This window comes from Pyramidobacter porci, from assembly GCF_009695745.1.
In the GTDB taxonomy this organism is placed as follows: domain Bacteria; phylum Synergistota; class Synergistia; order Synergistales; family Dethiosulfovibrionaceae; genus Pyramidobacter; species Pyramidobacter porci.
In genome coordinates this window covers 136,747-151,730 of the sequence record NZ_VUNH01000008.1, presented here as the reverse complement: position 1 = coordinate 151,730, position 14,984 = coordinate 136,747, and the positions used below count along the sequence as shown (strand labels likewise).

14 protein-coding genes are annotated in these 14,984 nt (G+C 60.9%); 12 read left to right on the top strand and 2 right to left on the bottom strand.

Features of this window, described 5'->3' with window-relative positions; translation table 11 throughout:
* Nucleotides 1-478: 478 nt before the first annotated feature.
* Nucleotides 479-1,135 carry a YczE/YyaS/YitT family protein gene (locus tag FYJ74_RS08480; RefSeq protein WP_154529143.1) on the bottom strand — a complete coding sequence of 219 codons (657 nt, stop codon included), beginning with the start codon at nucleotides 1,133-1,135 and terminating at the stop codon, nucleotides 479-481.
* A gap of 235 nt (nucleotides 1,136-1,370) precedes the next feature.
* Complete coding sequence (locus tag FYJ74_RS08475; RefSeq protein WP_195838868.1) at nucleotides 1,371-2,252, bottom strand: LysR family transcriptional regulator; 882 nt, start codon at nucleotides 2,250-2,252, stop codon at nucleotides 1,371-1,373.
* 327 nt (nucleotides 2,253-2,579) lie between these two features.
* Here FYJ74_RS08475 and FYJ74_RS08470 point away from each other — a divergent pair, with 327 nt between their 5' ends.
* The 12 genes from FYJ74_RS08470 to FYJ74_RS08415 all read left to right on the top strand — a co-directional run bounded on the left by FYJ74_RS08470 (nucleotide 2,580) and on the right by FYJ74_RS08415 (nucleotide 14,922).
* On the top strand, nucleotides 2,580-3,731 hold the full coding sequence (locus FYJ74_RS08470; protein WP_320633936.1) for an ABC transporter substrate-binding protein: 1,152 nt from the start codon (nucleotides 2,580-2,582) through the stop codon (nucleotides 3,729-3,731).
* An 86-nt stretch (nucleotides 3,732-3,817) separates the two neighbouring features.
* Complete coding sequence (locus tag FYJ74_RS08465; RefSeq protein ID WP_320633937.1) at nucleotides 3,818-4,762, top strand: branched-chain amino acid ABC transporter permease; 945 nt, start codon at nucleotides 3,818-3,820, stop codon at nucleotides 4,760-4,762.
* Nucleotides 4,763-4,841: 79 nt separating this feature from the next.
* Nucleotides 4,842-5,705 carry a branched-chain amino acid ABC transporter permease gene (locus tag FYJ74_RS08460; protein WP_195838870.1) on the top strand — a complete coding sequence of 288 codons (864 nt, stop codon included), beginning with the start codon at nucleotides 4,842-4,844 and terminating at the stop codon, nucleotides 5,703-5,705.
* Entirely contained in the window at nucleotides 5,702-6,481 is a 780-nt protein-coding gene (locus FYJ74_RS08455) for an ABC transporter ATP-binding protein (RefSeq protein WP_154529140.1), read from the top strand. Before FYJ74_RS08460 ends, FYJ74_RS08455 begins: the two co-directional genes overlap by 4 nt.
* Entirely contained in the window at nucleotides 6,482-7,201 is a 720-nt protein-coding gene (locus tag FYJ74_RS08450) for an ABC transporter ATP-binding protein (RefSeq protein WP_154529139.1), read from the top strand.
* A 417-nt stretch (nucleotides 7,202-7,618) separates the two neighbouring features.
* Entirely contained in the window at nucleotides 7,619-8,566 is a 948-nt protein-coding gene (locus FYJ74_RS08445) for an ABC transporter permease (RefSeq protein ID WP_154529138.1), read from the top strand.
* A gap of 10 nt (nucleotides 8,567-8,576) precedes the next feature.
* Complete coding sequence (locus FYJ74_RS08440) at nucleotides 8,577-9,494, top strand: ABC transporter permease (protein ID WP_154529137.1); 918 nt, start codon at nucleotides 8,577-8,579, stop codon at nucleotides 9,492-9,494.
* A 33-nt stretch (nucleotides 9,495-9,527) separates the two neighbouring features.
* Nucleotides 9,528-10,526 (top strand): ABC transporter ATP-binding protein, encoded by a 999-nt coding sequence (locus FYJ74_RS08435; RefSeq protein ID WP_320633939.1) that lies wholly within the window; start codon nucleotides 9,528-9,530, stop codon nucleotides 10,524-10,526.
* Nucleotides 10,510-11,472, top strand: coding sequence for an ABC transporter ATP-binding protein (locus FYJ74_RS08430; protein WP_154529136.1), 963 nt, complete (start codon nucleotides 10,510-10,512; stop codon nucleotides 11,470-11,472). Before FYJ74_RS08435 ends, FYJ74_RS08430 begins: the two co-directional genes overlap by 17 nt.
* 97 nt (nucleotides 11,473-11,569) lie before the next feature.
* Complete coding sequence (locus tag FYJ74_RS08425; protein WP_154529135.1) at nucleotides 11,570-13,102, top strand: ABC transporter substrate-binding protein; 1,533 nt, start codon at nucleotides 11,570-11,572, stop codon at nucleotides 13,100-13,102.
* Between the two features lie 163 nt (nucleotides 13,103-13,265).
* Nucleotides 13,266-14,036 carry a creatininase family protein gene (locus FYJ74_RS08420; RefSeq protein WP_320633942.1) on the top strand — a complete coding sequence of 257 codons (771 nt, stop codon included), beginning with the start codon at nucleotides 13,266-13,268 and terminating at the stop codon, nucleotides 14,034-14,036.
* 127 nt (nucleotides 14,037-14,163) lie between these two features.
* The gene (locus FYJ74_RS08415) at nucleotides 14,164-14,922 is read left to right on the top strand and encodes a creatininase family protein (RefSeq protein ID WP_154529133.1); all 759 of its coding nucleotides are present in this window, start codon (nucleotides 14,164-14,166) and stop codon (nucleotides 14,920-14,922) included.
* Nucleotides 14,923-14,984: the final 62 nt, after the last annotated feature.

Below are 14,984 nucleotides of genomic sequence, written 5' to 3'. Positions count from 1 at the left end.
CGCGCGGCTTCGGCCACGAGGAGATGGAGAGGATCGCCGGCTGGATCGACCGCGTCGTCACCCACATCGACGACGAAGCGGAGATCGGGAAAGTCCGCGCCGAGATCACCGAGCTCTGCGAGGCAAAACCGCTTTATCCCGGGATGTACTAGCCGTGATTTAAAGAATGTCGGCGCGAAAAAACGATTTTCGATAGAACAAACGGGCTTCTTCATCGAGAATTTCGTATCACGTGAGCTGTGCTCCTGTTTTTCAATTAAATCGCATAATTGAAAGTGCGGCGTTTTGCACTGCAGTGCCGCAAAACCATGCGCCGATCGCCTCCATATCGCTTTCGACGTGCCCGCGGCGTTGAAAAAGATCGTTCGGTCTGTTTATCGAAAACCGGCATGAAACGACAGAATGCTCTCCTGAAGGAACCTCGCGAATTTGTTTTTCGCGAGGTTGTTTTCAGGAGAGCATTCATTTTGAAGAAACGTCAACGGGGCGCTTTCGGGCTCCAAAGGTTTCTGGCGGTGGCGAGCAGATCTTCGTGTTCGATTGTGCTGACGTCGAAACGCAGCAGCGAAAATACGGCCTGCAGGATAAAGCTGATGCCGAAGACGGCGACGACGGTACCGACGCCGATCTTGGCGCCGCAGAGCCAGCCGGTGAGCAGCGCGCCGCCTTCGATAAAAAATCGGATCATGCCTACGGGAGTGCGCGGGAAGCGCTTGCACAGGGCGACCATCAGTGCGTCGCGGGGCCCGCAGCTCAACCCTGCGCCGATGTAGAAATAACTGCCCACGGCGATCAGAAGTTGTCCCGTTAAAAGCATGGCGACGCCCGAAGGGAAACTGGTCATCACGGGAATGGCTCCGGAAGCGCGCAGCAGATCGGCAATGGGGCCGATACAGGCGATGTCGAGCAGCGTGCCGAGTCCGATTTTCTCGCGCAGCAGCAGGTCGACGGCGAGGATGACCAGCCCCGATCCGGCCAGCACGGTCCCGAAACTCAACCCCAGCCGGGCTCCCACGCCCATGCTGAACGCTTCCCAAGGAGCGAGCCCCACGTTGGCCTGGATGTTGCAGCACGAGCCTGTGCCGAAAAGCAGCAGCCCGAACAGCGCCCGGGCGATACGCCGAGAATAGTTCATCAGAAAAACTCCCTCTGCGGAAAGAAGATGAAAAGATGTTACCTTTTGCGGTGCGGCCGGTCAAGCCCGGGATCGACGCGGCGCACGGGGCGACGAAAACTTCAAGAAGCGTTCCGCGTCCGCCCCGCCGCAAGATCCGCGGCGGCATGCCGATCCGAAGGAACCTGTCTATTATAATGAGAATAAAGAAAAAAAAGCTCTTCGGGGCCGGAGTTTTTTATCGGCAGACGGCGTGTTAGGGCAGACGCCTGTTTTTGAGGAATTCGCCGCGGGCGAAAGCGGCGAACGTGCGCGCCGCCGGCGAGAGAAACTCTTCCTTCGGCCAGGCCAGGCCGATCTTGACGCTTTCGGGCGGATCGAGCGGCACGCTGGCCACGCGCGGGCTGGCCGGCCGCTGCAAAATGCCGTTCATCAGCGCCACGCCGAGACCGGCTTCGACCATGGCGAAGGCGGCGCTGACCTCGGAGGTGGAGCAGCGCGCCGCGGCCGTGATGCCGTGGACGGCGAAATAGCGCGAGTTGTCGCTCTCGCGGCCGGGATACATTTCGATGTAGGGTTCGCTGGCGAACGCCTCGGCGGGAAAGGCGCCGCGGGCGACAGACCAGTGCCCCGCGGGCACCCAGACGACCAGCTTGTCGTTGCAAAGCGGCGTCCACTGGAAGCTGCCCTCGCGCCGGCTGATGACGCAGAAGTCGGCGCGTCCCTCTTCGACCATGGCGGCCAGATCGCTGCTTAACCCCTCGGCGATGGAGACGGCGATGCCGGGATGAAGCCGCCCGAACTCGGCCACAAGACGGGCCAGCAGCGGATAATAAACGCCGTACGCCGCCCCGACGGTGACGCTGCCGCATTCGACGCCGCGAATTTGGGCGGACGTTTCGGCGAACTGTCCGGCGGTGCGCACCAACTCGCGCAGAACGGGCACCAGCGGCTCGCCCTCGCGCGTCAGGCTGACGCCGGTATGGTTGCGGCGCAGCAGCGGGAAACCGGCCTCTTTTTCCAGCGAAGCGATGATGCGGCTCACGCCCGACGGAGTGTAGCCAAGCTCTTCGGCGGCGGTGGTCAGCGAACCGCTTTCAACGGCCCGCAGCAGCACGGCGCATTTTTTCGTGTCCATGGCGTCTCCTTTGCTATGAGAAAGAATCAAGAGTTTTTTGTTCTTTTGACGATAAATCATCGGCGGCGCTTTGTCAAACGTTCGCGGCGGAAACGGACGGTCTTCGCCGTCCCGGGGGAAGTCTTTCTGTTGTCGCGCATATTGCCGAAATCTCATGCCTTGAGTTGTGCTTCCAGCAAAACGAGAATAATCCAATCAGGAGCAAAAAAACGATAAACACGGCGTGTTTCTATAATATTCGCTGCATAAAAATAACTTGCTTCGAAAGATAAGTTATGTTAAGATTTTCACGTAACAAATTTTATATTTAAAAATGGAGGTGCCAGCGTGAAAAAGTTCCTATCGATTATTTTGGCAGTTGCGATGTTCGCGTTCCCGGCGTTCGCCGCGGAGGAGGTGCTGGTCGGCGAGATTTCGACTTCGACGGGCGATTTTGCCGCTTACGGGTTTGCCGAAGTCGAGTCGGTGAAGATCGCCCTTGAAGAGATCAACGCCGCCGGCGGCGTCAAGGTCGGCGACAAGATGCTGCCGATGCGCGTCATTCAGTACGACTGCCGCACGCGCAACGAAGATATGGTCAACGCGGCGCGCCGCCTCGTCAACCAGGACAAGGTCGTCGCCGTCATCGGCCCCAGCGGCTCCGGCCTGTGCATCTCCGCCGCCGCCGTGTTCAACCGCGGGCACGTCGCTCACCTCGGCACGCTGCCGACGAACCCGATGGTGACCATGGACGAGCGCGGCAAGGTGCGCCCCTACAACTTCCGCATCTGCTTCCTCGACCCGTATCAGGGCGCCATCCTGGCCACGTTCGCGGTCAAGAATCTGAACCTCATGAAGGCCGCCGTGCTGTACGACGTGTCCAGCGACTACTCGCAGGGGCTGCGCGAGTTCTTCGTCAACGAGTACAGGAAGATGGGCGGCGAAGTCGTGGCCGACGAAGGGCACCGCGGCGAAGACGTGGATTTCCGCGCCCAGCTGACCAAATTCAAAGAAGCCAAGCCCGACATCCTCGTGTTCCCGACCATGGGCAAGTGCACGCCGCTGGCGATCAAGCAGGCGCGCGAGATGGGCTTCACCTGCCCGATCATCGGCGGCGACGGCTACGGCGACTTCTGGTGGGAGATCGCCGGCGAGGCCATGGAGAACACCTACTGGGTCAGCCACGTGGACAAGGGCGACCCGAAGCTGAAGGGCTTCTTCGACAAGTTCGAGCAGAAGACCGGCACCGAGTGCAAGGAATTCATGAACGCGATGATGGCCTACGACTGTCTGTACTGGCTGAAGGACGCCATCGAACGCGCCGGCAGCCTCGATCCCGAAAAGGTCCGCGACGCTCTCGAGCAGACCAAGGACCTGAAGCTGATGCACTGCACGCTGACCATGGACGAGTTCCATAACCCCAAGGGCAAGGAAGGTATCATGCTCAAGGCTGAAGGCGGCAAGACGAGCTACTTTGCCACGATCAAGCCAGAAATGTAAAAAGCGTTTTCAAATCCGACGGGTTCACTGCAAGGGGCGGCGGCGCAAGGGCCGCCGTCCCTTCTTCATGAAAGGGAGGAGTCGTCGTGGCAACCTTTCTGCAACAAGTCGTCAACGGTCTCTCGCTGGGCTCCGTTTACGCGCTGATCGCGGTCGGGTACTCGCTGGTGTACTCGATCCTGCTGTTTTCCAATTTCGCTCACGGCGGCTTTCTCGTCGTGGGCGGCTACGCGGCCTACGGCATGCTCAACTCGATGGGCATGAACATCTGGGCCGCGGGCGCGGGGGCGATCATGGCTGCGGGCGTCGTCGCCATCGTCACCGAGCGCATGGCCTACCGGCCGATCCGCGAGCGCACCTCGGCCACGCTGTATCTGCTGATCGCCTCGATGGGCGTTTCCATCGTCATCGAAAACGTTTTCGTCGTCACCATCGGCGGCCGTTACCGCGCGCTGCCCGAGGTGTTCCCCTCGCAGCCAATCGTCCTCGCGGCGCGCGAGGCGGGCGAAGCGGCGCTGCGGTTCTTTCCCGGCGCGGCCGAGGGGCTGACGCCGCTGCTGACGATCAGCGCTTTCGATCTGATATCGCTGGGCGTGACGGTCGTCTTCCTGCTGCTGCTGCAGATGTTCCTGATGCGCACGCGCTGGGGGCTGGCGATCCGCGCCGCGGCTTGCGACCTGCGCACGGCGGGGCTGATGGGCGTCAACGTCAACCTGCTGATCGCCATCGTCTTCTTCGTCGCCGGCGCGCTGGCGGCGGTGGGCGGCATTTTCCTGGCGACGCGCTACACGCTCTATCCGCAGCTGGGCAACATGATCACCACCAAGGCCTTCGTGGCGGCGGTCATCGGCGGCCTCGGCAGCCTGCCGGGCGCGGTGATCGGCGGCATCCTGCTGGGACTGGCGGAGATGCTGACGGCGGGATTCATCAGCAGCCAGATGCGCGACTTCGTCGTCTTCGCGCTGCTGATCGCGACGCTGATCATCAAGCCGTCCGGCCTGTTCGGCCGTGACATCCGCGACAAGGTGTAGGGGAGGGACCGTCATGAAAAAATCGCTTCTCGGCGCTCTGTTCCTCGCGGCTCTGGGCGCGGCGCTGGCGTACGTGCCGATGGACTATTACACGGAAGGCATCCTCATGCTGCTGTGCATCAACATGATCGCGGCCATGGGCGTGTCGCTGCTGACGGGCTTCACCGGCATCTTCACGCTGGGGCACGCGGCCTACATGGCCATGGGCGCGTACACGGCGGCGATCCTGATCATGAATTACGACGTGCCTTGGCTCCCGTCCGTCCTCGCCGGCGGCGTGCTGGCCGCGGCGCTGGCCTGGGTCGTCGGCGTGCCGACGATGAAGCTGACGGGCGACTATTACGCCATCGCTTCGCTGGGATTGTGCGAGGCCATCCGCCTCGTGATCGAGAACTGGCAGTCGGTGACGCGCGGCGCGCGCGGCATTCCCGGCATCGATCCCTACACCACGCGCGCCGTGGCGGTGTGGTTTTTCGTGATTCTGGCGCTGTTCATGTTCAATCTGATTTACAGCCGCTGGGGGCGCTATTTCCGCGCCTGCCGCGACGACGTCACGGCGGCGTCGCTGCTGGGGTTCAACACGCCGAGCATCCGCCTTGTCTCGCTGCTGATCTCGGCGTTCTACTGCGGCATCGCCGGCGCGCTGCTGGGCGGCTATCTCAGCTTCATCCAGCCGGCCATGTTCGACATGATGAAATCCACCGAGCTAACCTCGCTGGTGGTCTTCGGCGGCCTTGGCTCGATGAGCGGCACGCTGCTGGCGACCGGCATCATCACGCTGATCACCGAACTGTTCCGCCCCATCTCGCAGTACCGCATGCTGATTTACGGCGCCGTGCTGGTGATGGTTATGGTGCTGCGCCCCGACGGGCTGCTGGGCAGCCGCGAGATCTGGGAGTTCCGCCGCCGGCGCGCGGGAGCGGGGAAGGAGGAATCGCGATGAACGCGCCCATCCTTGAGATCCTCAACATCAACAAGTCGTTCGGCGGTGTCCACGCCGTCAAGGACGTCAGTTTCAAGATCGAACAGGGCGAGCTGGCGGGGCTGATCGGTCCCAACGGGGCCGGCAAAACGACGGTCTTCAACCTGATCACCAACGTCTATCCGATCGACTCCGGCGACATCATCTTCGACGGGCTCAGTACGATCCGCCTCAAGTCCTATCAGGTGATCCGCCGCGGCATCGCCCGTACCTTCCAGAACCTGCGCCTGTTCGGCAAATCCACCGTGCTCGACAACGTCATGACGGCCGCCCAGGTGCACCATACCTACGGCTTTACCGAGTCCATCACTCATCTGGGGCGCTGGCGCCGCCGCGAGGAGATCGCGCGCCGCCGCAGCATGGAGTTCCTCGAGCGCGTCGGCCTGGCGGGGCGCGCCGCGCAGACGGCCGGCACGCTGCCCTACGGCATGCAGCGCCGTCTCGAGATCGCCCGCGCCCTGGCGCTGGAACCGATCCTGCTGCTGCTCGACGAGCCCGCCGCGGGCATGAACCCCGAGGAAGTGGCCGACCTGAACAAACTGATCACGGGCATCCATCGCGACCTGGAGCTGACCATCCTCGTGATCGAGCACCACATGGACCTGATCATGCAGATCTGCCCGCATATCGTCTGCGTGAACTTCGGCGCCAAGATCGCCGAAGGCGGCCCCGACGACATCCGCAAAAATCCCGAAGTGCTCAAGGCCTATCTGGGCGACGACGAGGAGGCGATCTGAATGGCCGGACTGCTCGAAGTGAAACAACTCTGCGTCAGCTACGGCGCGATCCGCGCGCTTGACCGCGTGTCGCTGTCCATCCCCGCCGGCGAGATCGTTTCCGTCATCGGCGCCAACGGCGCGGGCAAGTCCACGCTGATGAGCGCCGTCATGGGGCAGGTGTCGTATCAGTCCGGCGAGATTGAGTTCGAGGGCAAGCCGCTGCCGCGCCGGTCGTTTCAGGTGGTGAAATCGGGCATTTCGCTTTCGCCGGAAGGCCGCCGCATCTTCGCGCCGCTAACCGTGCTGGAAAACCTGCAGATCGGCGCGTTCCCCCGCAGCGGCGATTCCGAAAAAGCCGTCAAAGAAGACATGGACTGGGTGTTCTCGCTGTTCCCGCGCCTCGAGGAACGTATCGGCCAGTACGCCGGCACCCTCTCCGGCGGCGAGCAGCAGATGCTCGCCGTGGCCCGGGCGCTGATGTCCCGGCCGAAACTGCTGCTGCTCGACGAACCGTCGCTGGGGCTGGCCCCCGTAATTATCAAAGACATCTTCCGCGAGCTGCGCCGCATCAACGAAAAGGGACTGACCATCCTGCTCGTGGAGCAGAACGCCAAACAGGCGCTGCTGCTTTCGCAGCACGCCTTCGTACTCCAGACCGGCCGCATCGTCAAGCAGGGCGTCTCGCGCGAGCTGCTTTCCGATCCCGAGATCGCCGCGGCCTATCTGGGCGGCAAGTAGCGTCCTATCTCTCGTGAAAATACAAAAACTCGCAGCGGTTTCTTTTTCGGAGGCCGCTGCGAGTTTTTTATGAACTTTGCCGAGCGGGCGTCTGAGGATTCGCTGCGGAAAACGAAGCGCAGTAAATGATCGGCGCCGTCGGTCATTTTTAAAGTTTTTGGCTTTGCCCGCGAGGCCTTGGGACGGTGATTTTATAGGCGCGCCACCGCCGCTCTCTTTGAACGGGGAGTGAGCATTTGCAATATTTAATGAGGTTGATCCGTGATTAAATACAATATTATCCGATTGGTTTTATATGAGTTTTACGGCTAAATATTATTGTAAAATATATAGCTAATAAGTTGACACTATTAAAATTAATATTATAATGACAGTCGGTAGTAAAAATTAGAGACTTCGAATTGGAGAATGGTGAAAATGCTAAAATACGTCATCAGGCGTCTTTTAACGCTGATACCGGTCATCGTCGGCGTGACTTTTATTGTGTTCTTCATTCTGAACCTTTCTCCCGGAGACCCGGCGGCCATCATCCTGGGCGAGCAGGCCACGGAGGAAGCGCTGGCAATGAAGCGGGAAGAGCTGCACCTGAACGATCCGCTTCTCAAGCGCTATGGGCGCTACATGTGGGATATGCTCCACGGCGACCTGGGCCTTTCCTACAAGAACAGCATCAGCGTCTGGGATCAGGTGATCGGACGGTTCCCCAACACCTGCGTCCTGGCGGTAGCGGGAATTATGGTGGCGTTGCTGATCGGCATACCGGTCGGCATCATCTCGGCGAAAAAACAATATTCGCTCATAGACAACGTGTCCATGGTTTTCGCGTTGATCGGCGTCGCCATGCCGAATTTCTGGTTCGGGCTGCTGGCTGTTATCGTTTTTTCGCTGACGCTCGGCTGGCTGCCCTCTCAGGGGATGGGAGAAGGGCTGGTCCCTCTGCTGCGGAGCATCGTCCTTCCCGCGCTGACGTTGGGGACGGGCTGTGCGGCGACCGTGACGCGGATGACCCGTTCTTCCATGCTCGAAGTGATCCGGCAGGACTATATCAGCACGGCGCGGGCGAAGGGACTGGACGAAAAGACGATCACCTGCCGCCATATGCTGAGAAACGCGCTTATCCCCATCATTACGGCCACCGGCCTGCAGTTCGGCAGCCTTTTGGGCGGCGCGATGCTGACGGAGACGATCTTCTCCTGGCCGGGGCTGGGACGGCTGATGGTGGACGCGATCAAGTCGAAGGACATCCCGCTCGTTTTGGGATCCATCATCTTCATGGCGACGACTTTCTCGATCGTCAATCTCGTTGTGGACATCGTTTATGCCTTTGTCGACCCAAGGATCAAGTCCCAGTACAGGGGAAAGTAGGCGAATTTTTATGGAGAAAAACGGGGAAAATATCCGGCTCCGTTCAGACGGGCCGGCAAAAGAACGCTCTTTGTGGCAGGAAGCGTGGCGGCGCTTCAAAAAGAACCGGATGGCGATGGCGGGGCTCTACTTCATCCTTTTTCTGGTGCTGGCGTCTGTCGCCACGACGGCGGTGGACGTCGCGACGAACGGGGATTTTTATAACCGCAACGTGATAAAACAGTCTCTGCGGCTGCGTCTTCAGAAGCCCAGCCTGCGGCACCCGTTCGGGCTTGACGAATTCGGGCGGGACATGCTTTTGAGGATGCTGTGGGGCACTCGCTATTCTCTGTTCATGGGGACGCTGGCGATCCTCTTTTCCAGCCTCGTCGGCGGAGCTCTGGGGGCGGTCGCCGGATATTACGGCAAGGCGCTGGACAACGTGCTGATGCGGTTTATGGACATTCTGCTGGCGATCCCTTCGATGCTGCTGGCCATCGCCATTGTGGCCGCGCTGGGGACCAGTCTCACGAACGTTCTGATCGCCATCGGCGTGGCTTACGTCCCCGTTTTCGCGAGAACGGTGCGGGCTTCCGTGCTGATGGTGAAGGAGCAGGAATTCATCGAAGCGGCGCGGAGCATCGGCTGCAACGACTTCACGATCATCTTTCAGTACATCGTGCCCAATTCGCTGGCGCCGACGATCGTCCAGGTGACGTTGGGGATCGCCGGGGCGATCCTCTCCATCGCGGGGCTTTCCTTCCTCGGGCTGGGGATCCAGCCGCCCACGCCGGAATGGGGGGCGATGCTTTCCAACGCGAGGACGTACATCCGGGACGCATGGCACATCACGATCATTCCCGGAATGGGCATCATGCTGACGATCCTCGCCCTCAACCTTATGGGCGACGGGCTGCGCGACGCGCTCGATCCCAGACTGAAGAACTAGCCGGGGCTTTTTGAGAAAAGGCGGGGAAGAACTGTGTCGGAAATTTTGCTGGAAGTAAAAGATCTGCATATCCATTACGCGACGGACGAAGGCGTCGTAAAAGCTTTAAACGGCGCTTCCATCGCGATCAGGGAAGGGAAAACGCTGGGACTGGTCGGCGAGACGGGCGCGGGAAAAAGCACGCTTGCCAGGGGCGTCCTGCGTCTGGTTCCCGATCCTCCCGGGAAGATCGTGGGCGGAGAAATCCTGTTCGAGGGGCGGGATCTGCTCAAGATATCCGAAGAGGACATGAAAAAGGTGCGGGGAAGAGACATTTCGATGATCTTCCAGGACCCGATGACTTCGCTGAACCCCGTTCTGACGGTCGGCGACCAGATCCTGGAGGTGATCGAGACGCATCACCATGAGATGTCGCGCGGCGAGGCGAAGGAAAAGGCCGAAGAGATGCTGGAAATGGTCGGCATCGCCAAAGGGCGGTACGGCGATTATCCGCACCAGTTTTCCGGCGGCATGAAGCAGCGCGTGGTGATCGCCATCGCGCTGGCCTGCAAGCCGAGGCTGCTGATCGCCGACGAGCCGACGACCGCTCTCGACGTGACGATCCAGGCGCAGATCCTCGACATGATCAATCAGCTGAAAAGGAAAAACAACACTTCGATGCTGCTGATCACTCACGATCTGGGCGTCGTCGCCCAGAACTGCGACGACGTCGCCATCGTCTACGCGGGCGAGATCGTCGAGGTGGGGAGCATAAAGGACGTGTACCGTGAGAAGCTCCATCCTTATACGAGCGGGCTTTTCGGTTCGGTCCCTTCGCTCTCTTCGACGGAAAGGCGGCTCCGCGCGATCGACGGCATGATGCCGGATCCCACGAAGCTTCCCGGCGGCTGCAAGTTTTACGAAAGATGTCCCCGCGCCGCTGAAAGGTGCCGCAGCGAACTTCCCGCGCTGGTCGAGTACGGGCCGGGGCATAAAGTCCGCTGCTTCGAATATTACGGGAAGGGAGGGACGGGGCTTGGCGGAGACGAATAAGATTTTGAGGGTCGAGCATCTCAGAAAGTATTTCGACACCCCTTCCGGCACGCTCCACGCGGTGGACGACATAACGTTTACGCTGGACCGGGGCAGGACGCTGGGCGTCGTCGGCGAATCGGGCTGCGGCAAGTCGACGATGGGGCGGGCGATCCTGAGGCTGCACGAGCCGACGTCCGGCTCCGTCCGTTTCGAGGGGGAGGATATCCTCGCTTACGGCAAAAAGCGGCTGAAAGCCCTCCGCAAGGACATGCAGATCATCTTTCAGGATCCGTTCGCTTCCCTCAACCCGCGCATGACCGTCGCGGAAGCGATCGCTGCGCCGCTTGTCGTGCAGAATGTCTACAGCCGCAGGGACAAAAAGAGCCTTCGCAAAAAAGTCGCCGAGTTTATGGATCTCGTCGGCCTGGCCCCAAGACTGGTCAACACGTATCCGCACGAGCTGGACGGCGGGCGGCGGCAGCGGATCGGCATCGCCCGGGCGCTGGCGCTGAATCCCAAGTTCGTCGTCTGCGACGAGCCTGTTTCCGCTCTGGACGTTTCCATCCAGGCGCAGATCCTGAACCTCATGCAGGATCTGCAGGACCGGCTGGGGCTGACGTACATGTTCATCACTCACGATCTTTCCGTGGTGAAGTTCTTTTCCGACGACATCATCGTCATGTATCTGGGGCAGATGGTGGAAAAGGCGCCTTCCGACCTGCTCTTCAGGAACCCGCTGCATCCTTATACGAAGGCCCTGCTTTCGGCCATCCCCGTCGCCGATCCCGATCTGCCTATGCGGAGGATCGCGCTTTCCGGGGAAATCTCTTCCCCGATCGATCCGGCGCCGGGCTGCCGTTTCGCCAAGCGCTGTCCGTACGCCGACGCCGACTGCACGTCCGGGGAGCTGGCGCTGGCGGAGGTCGAAGCGGACCATTTCGTGAGCTGCGTTAAAGTCAGGTAGCGTTTTCATCCAGGTTAAAAGCCGCACCGGCTTTTAATAAAAGGAAGCCGTCCGCCATGAGGCGCGGCGCGGACAGAATCGAAAGGAGACGAAAAACATGAAAAGCTTCAGCAAGGCACTTCTGGTGATCGCCCTCGGAGCGGCGCTTACGGCGGCTCTGGCTCCCTGCGGCGCGGCGAAGGCGGCCGAAAAGACGTACAAGGACACGATCGTCTGGGGGCAGGGCGCGGACGTGACGTCGTTCGACCCGCATCAGGGGAAGGAGACGCCCGCGGTCACCGTCACCTGTCAGATCTTCGACACCCTCACGGCCGTCGATCCGGCGACCGGCGAGGTCAGGCCGCAGATCGCGGAAAGCTGGGAACAGCTTGACGATACGACCTACGTTTTCCACATCAGGAAGGGGATCAAGTTCCACAACGGCGGCGAACTGACGGCCGCCGACGTCAAGTTCTCGCTCGACCGCGCCATCGCTTTCGCTTCGGTCTCCTACATCGTCGACTTCATCAAGGAAGTGAACGTCAAGGACGACTTTACGGTGGAAGTGGTCCTGCGCGCGCCGTACGCTCCCGCCCTGAGGAACCTCGCCGTTCCTTTCGCCGCGATCGTCTGCAAGGAAGTCGTCGAGAAGGACGAGGAGGGCTTCAAGCTGCATCCCGTCGGCTCCGGGCCGTATAAGTTCGTCGAGTGGAAGCCCGGCGACACCGTCAAGCTCGACGCCTTCGACGATTACATGGACGGCAGGCCGGCGACGCCCCACCTTGTCATGAAAGTCGTCCCCGAGACGTCGCAGCGCTTGATCGCGCTCGAGACCGGCGATCTTGACATCTCCTACGACCTCGGCGTGAACGACGTCAAGCGGGCGCGCGACAACGAAGACGTCGTTGTGCTGGAAGCGCCCAGCCTTTCCTGCTGGTACATCTCCATGAACATGAACAGGAAGCCGTTCGACGACCCGCGCGTGCGGGAGGCCGTCAATTACGCCATCGACCGGCAGCTCATCGTCGACACGATCATGTCCGGCAACGGGCAGGCGGCCGACGCCATCATCGCGCCATCGGTGTTCGGCTACTACCCTTCGGGCGTTTACGGGTACGACCCCGAAAAGGCCAGGGAACTCCTCAAGGAAGCCGGATATGAAAACGGCTTCAAGACCACGCTCTGGGTCAACGACAACCAGTCCAGGATCGAGATCTGCCAGGCGGTTCAGGCCATGCTTCTGGACATCGGCGTCGACTGCTCCGTCGAGGTCATGGAATTCGGTTCGTTCATCCAGAAGACCACGGCCGGGGAACACGACATGGGCTTCTTCGGCTGGACGACTTCCACCCGGGACGCCGACTACACCTATTACTCGCTTGAACATTCCAGCAAGCAGGGCGCTTCCGGCAACCGCTCGTTCGTCCACGATCCCGGGGTGGACAAGCTGGTCGAAGGCGGCAGGACCATTTCCGATCCCGAGCAGAGAAAGGCCATTTACAAAGACCTCGCGCTGCTGCTGAAGAAGATCAACAACAACGCGCCGATCTATTACTCCACCATCAACGTGGGCGCGCGAAAGGGAGTCGAAGGCTTCGTGATCGACCCCGTCGGCTATCATGAACTCGGCGCCGTGAGGATCCCCCGGTAGCGACGGCCGCCGTCCGTAAACAAAGGAATCCATAGCGATCGCTTCTCGAGAGATGGGCGCCGTGCGGGGACCCGACGGGGAGCATCGCTATGGATTTTTTTACGTCCCGGCGCGTCGGGCGGAACGGACGCGCCGGATTTTCAAGGAAAAGGAGCGATTGAGCGTGAGACTGGAAAACATCGCCTGGCCCCGGGCGGAAAAATATTTCAGGGAGAACGACACCGTCCTCGTCGCCGTGGGGAGCTGCGAGTGCCACGGCCGGCACCTGCCCCTCGGCACGGACACGATCATCCCCAACAGGATCCTGGAACTGATCGAGGAAAAAAGCGGCGTGCTGATCGCGCCGACGATCCCCTACGGTTCGACGAAATCCCTGGCGTGCTATCCCGGCACCGTCGACATCGGCGACGAACTGCTCTGCGGTTTGCTGACGGCGGTGATGGACAGTTTTTACCGTCACGGAGCGAGACGGTTCGTGATCCTGAACGGACACGGCGGCAACATCAAGCCGATCGAAAACGTCGGTTTCGACTTCGAGAAGAGGGGCTGCCTCGTGGCGCTGCTCAACTGGTGGCTGATGGCGTGGGACATGGATCCCGCCTGGAAAGGCGGCCACGGCGGCGGCGAGGAGACGGCCGGCGTGATGGGCGTAGACCCTGCTCTGGTCGACCGCGGCGAGATCGGCGGCCCGCTGGAGTACGTCCATCTTTCCGACCAATTCGAGACCACGGGGTTCCGGTCCGTCAAGTATAAAGGCGTCAATATCGAGATCCTCAGGCCCGTCGATCATGTGACCTCGACCGGCGGCTGGATCGGCCCCGACCATCCTTCGACCGCGACCGAGGAATGGGGGCGTGAAATGCTCCAAACCTGCGCCGATTACATCGTCGACTTCATGGAAGAGTTCAAAAAGCTTCCCCTTCCGGAAAAATAGGATTTTGCCGGGAAGCCGGCGGGACGGCCGGCGGCTCTTCACAAAAAAACGGAAGGCGGCCCTTCGGCAGAAGGGCGCCTTCCGCGGCGTGCGGACGCGACAATAACCGAGAATAGAGGAAACCATCATGAGACTGGAAAACATCACATGGCCCCGGGCCGAGCGCTATTTGAAAGAAGACGGCACGGTCATCATCGGCATCGGCAGCATCGAAAGCCATGGCCGGCACATGCCGCTGGGAACGGATACGCTGATCCCCGACAAACTCCTTGCCATGATCGAGGAAAAAACGGATGTGCTGATCGCGCCGACCATCCCCTACGGCGCTACGCAGTCCCTGAACGAGTATCCCGGGACGATAGACATCGACAACGACGTCCTTTACAGGTACCTTCTCTGCGTCATGGAGAGCCTGCGCCGCCACGGCGCCGGAAAGTTCCTGATCCTGAACGGCCACGGCGGCAACATAAAGCCCATTGAAAGAGCCGCCCTGGACATGGACAAGAAAGGCTGCCTGACCGCGGTGCTGAACTGGTGGCTGATGGCGTGGGACATGGATCCCGCCTGGAAGGGCGGCCACGGCGGCGGCGAGGAGACGGCCGCGATTTTGGGCATCGACCCCGCCCTGGTCGACCGGAGCGAGATCGGCCCGGCGCTGAAGCTCAACGACATCTCCGGCGCGATCAAGGCGACGGGGTTTTACAGCGTCAGCTACAAGGGCGTGAGCTTCAACGTCCCCCGCCAGATCGGCAAGATCACCGACAGCGGCTGGATCGGCCCCGATCATCCCGCCACGGCCACGGAAGAATGGGGAAAGAAAATGCTGGCGGCCTGCGCCGATTACATTGCGGACCTGGCGGAGGAATTCAGAAAAGTCAAAGCGTGATCCCCGCGCCGGTTCGGGAACGCGCCGCGGCGTGCGGCTCGAGTTTGAAAACGGAGGAAGTG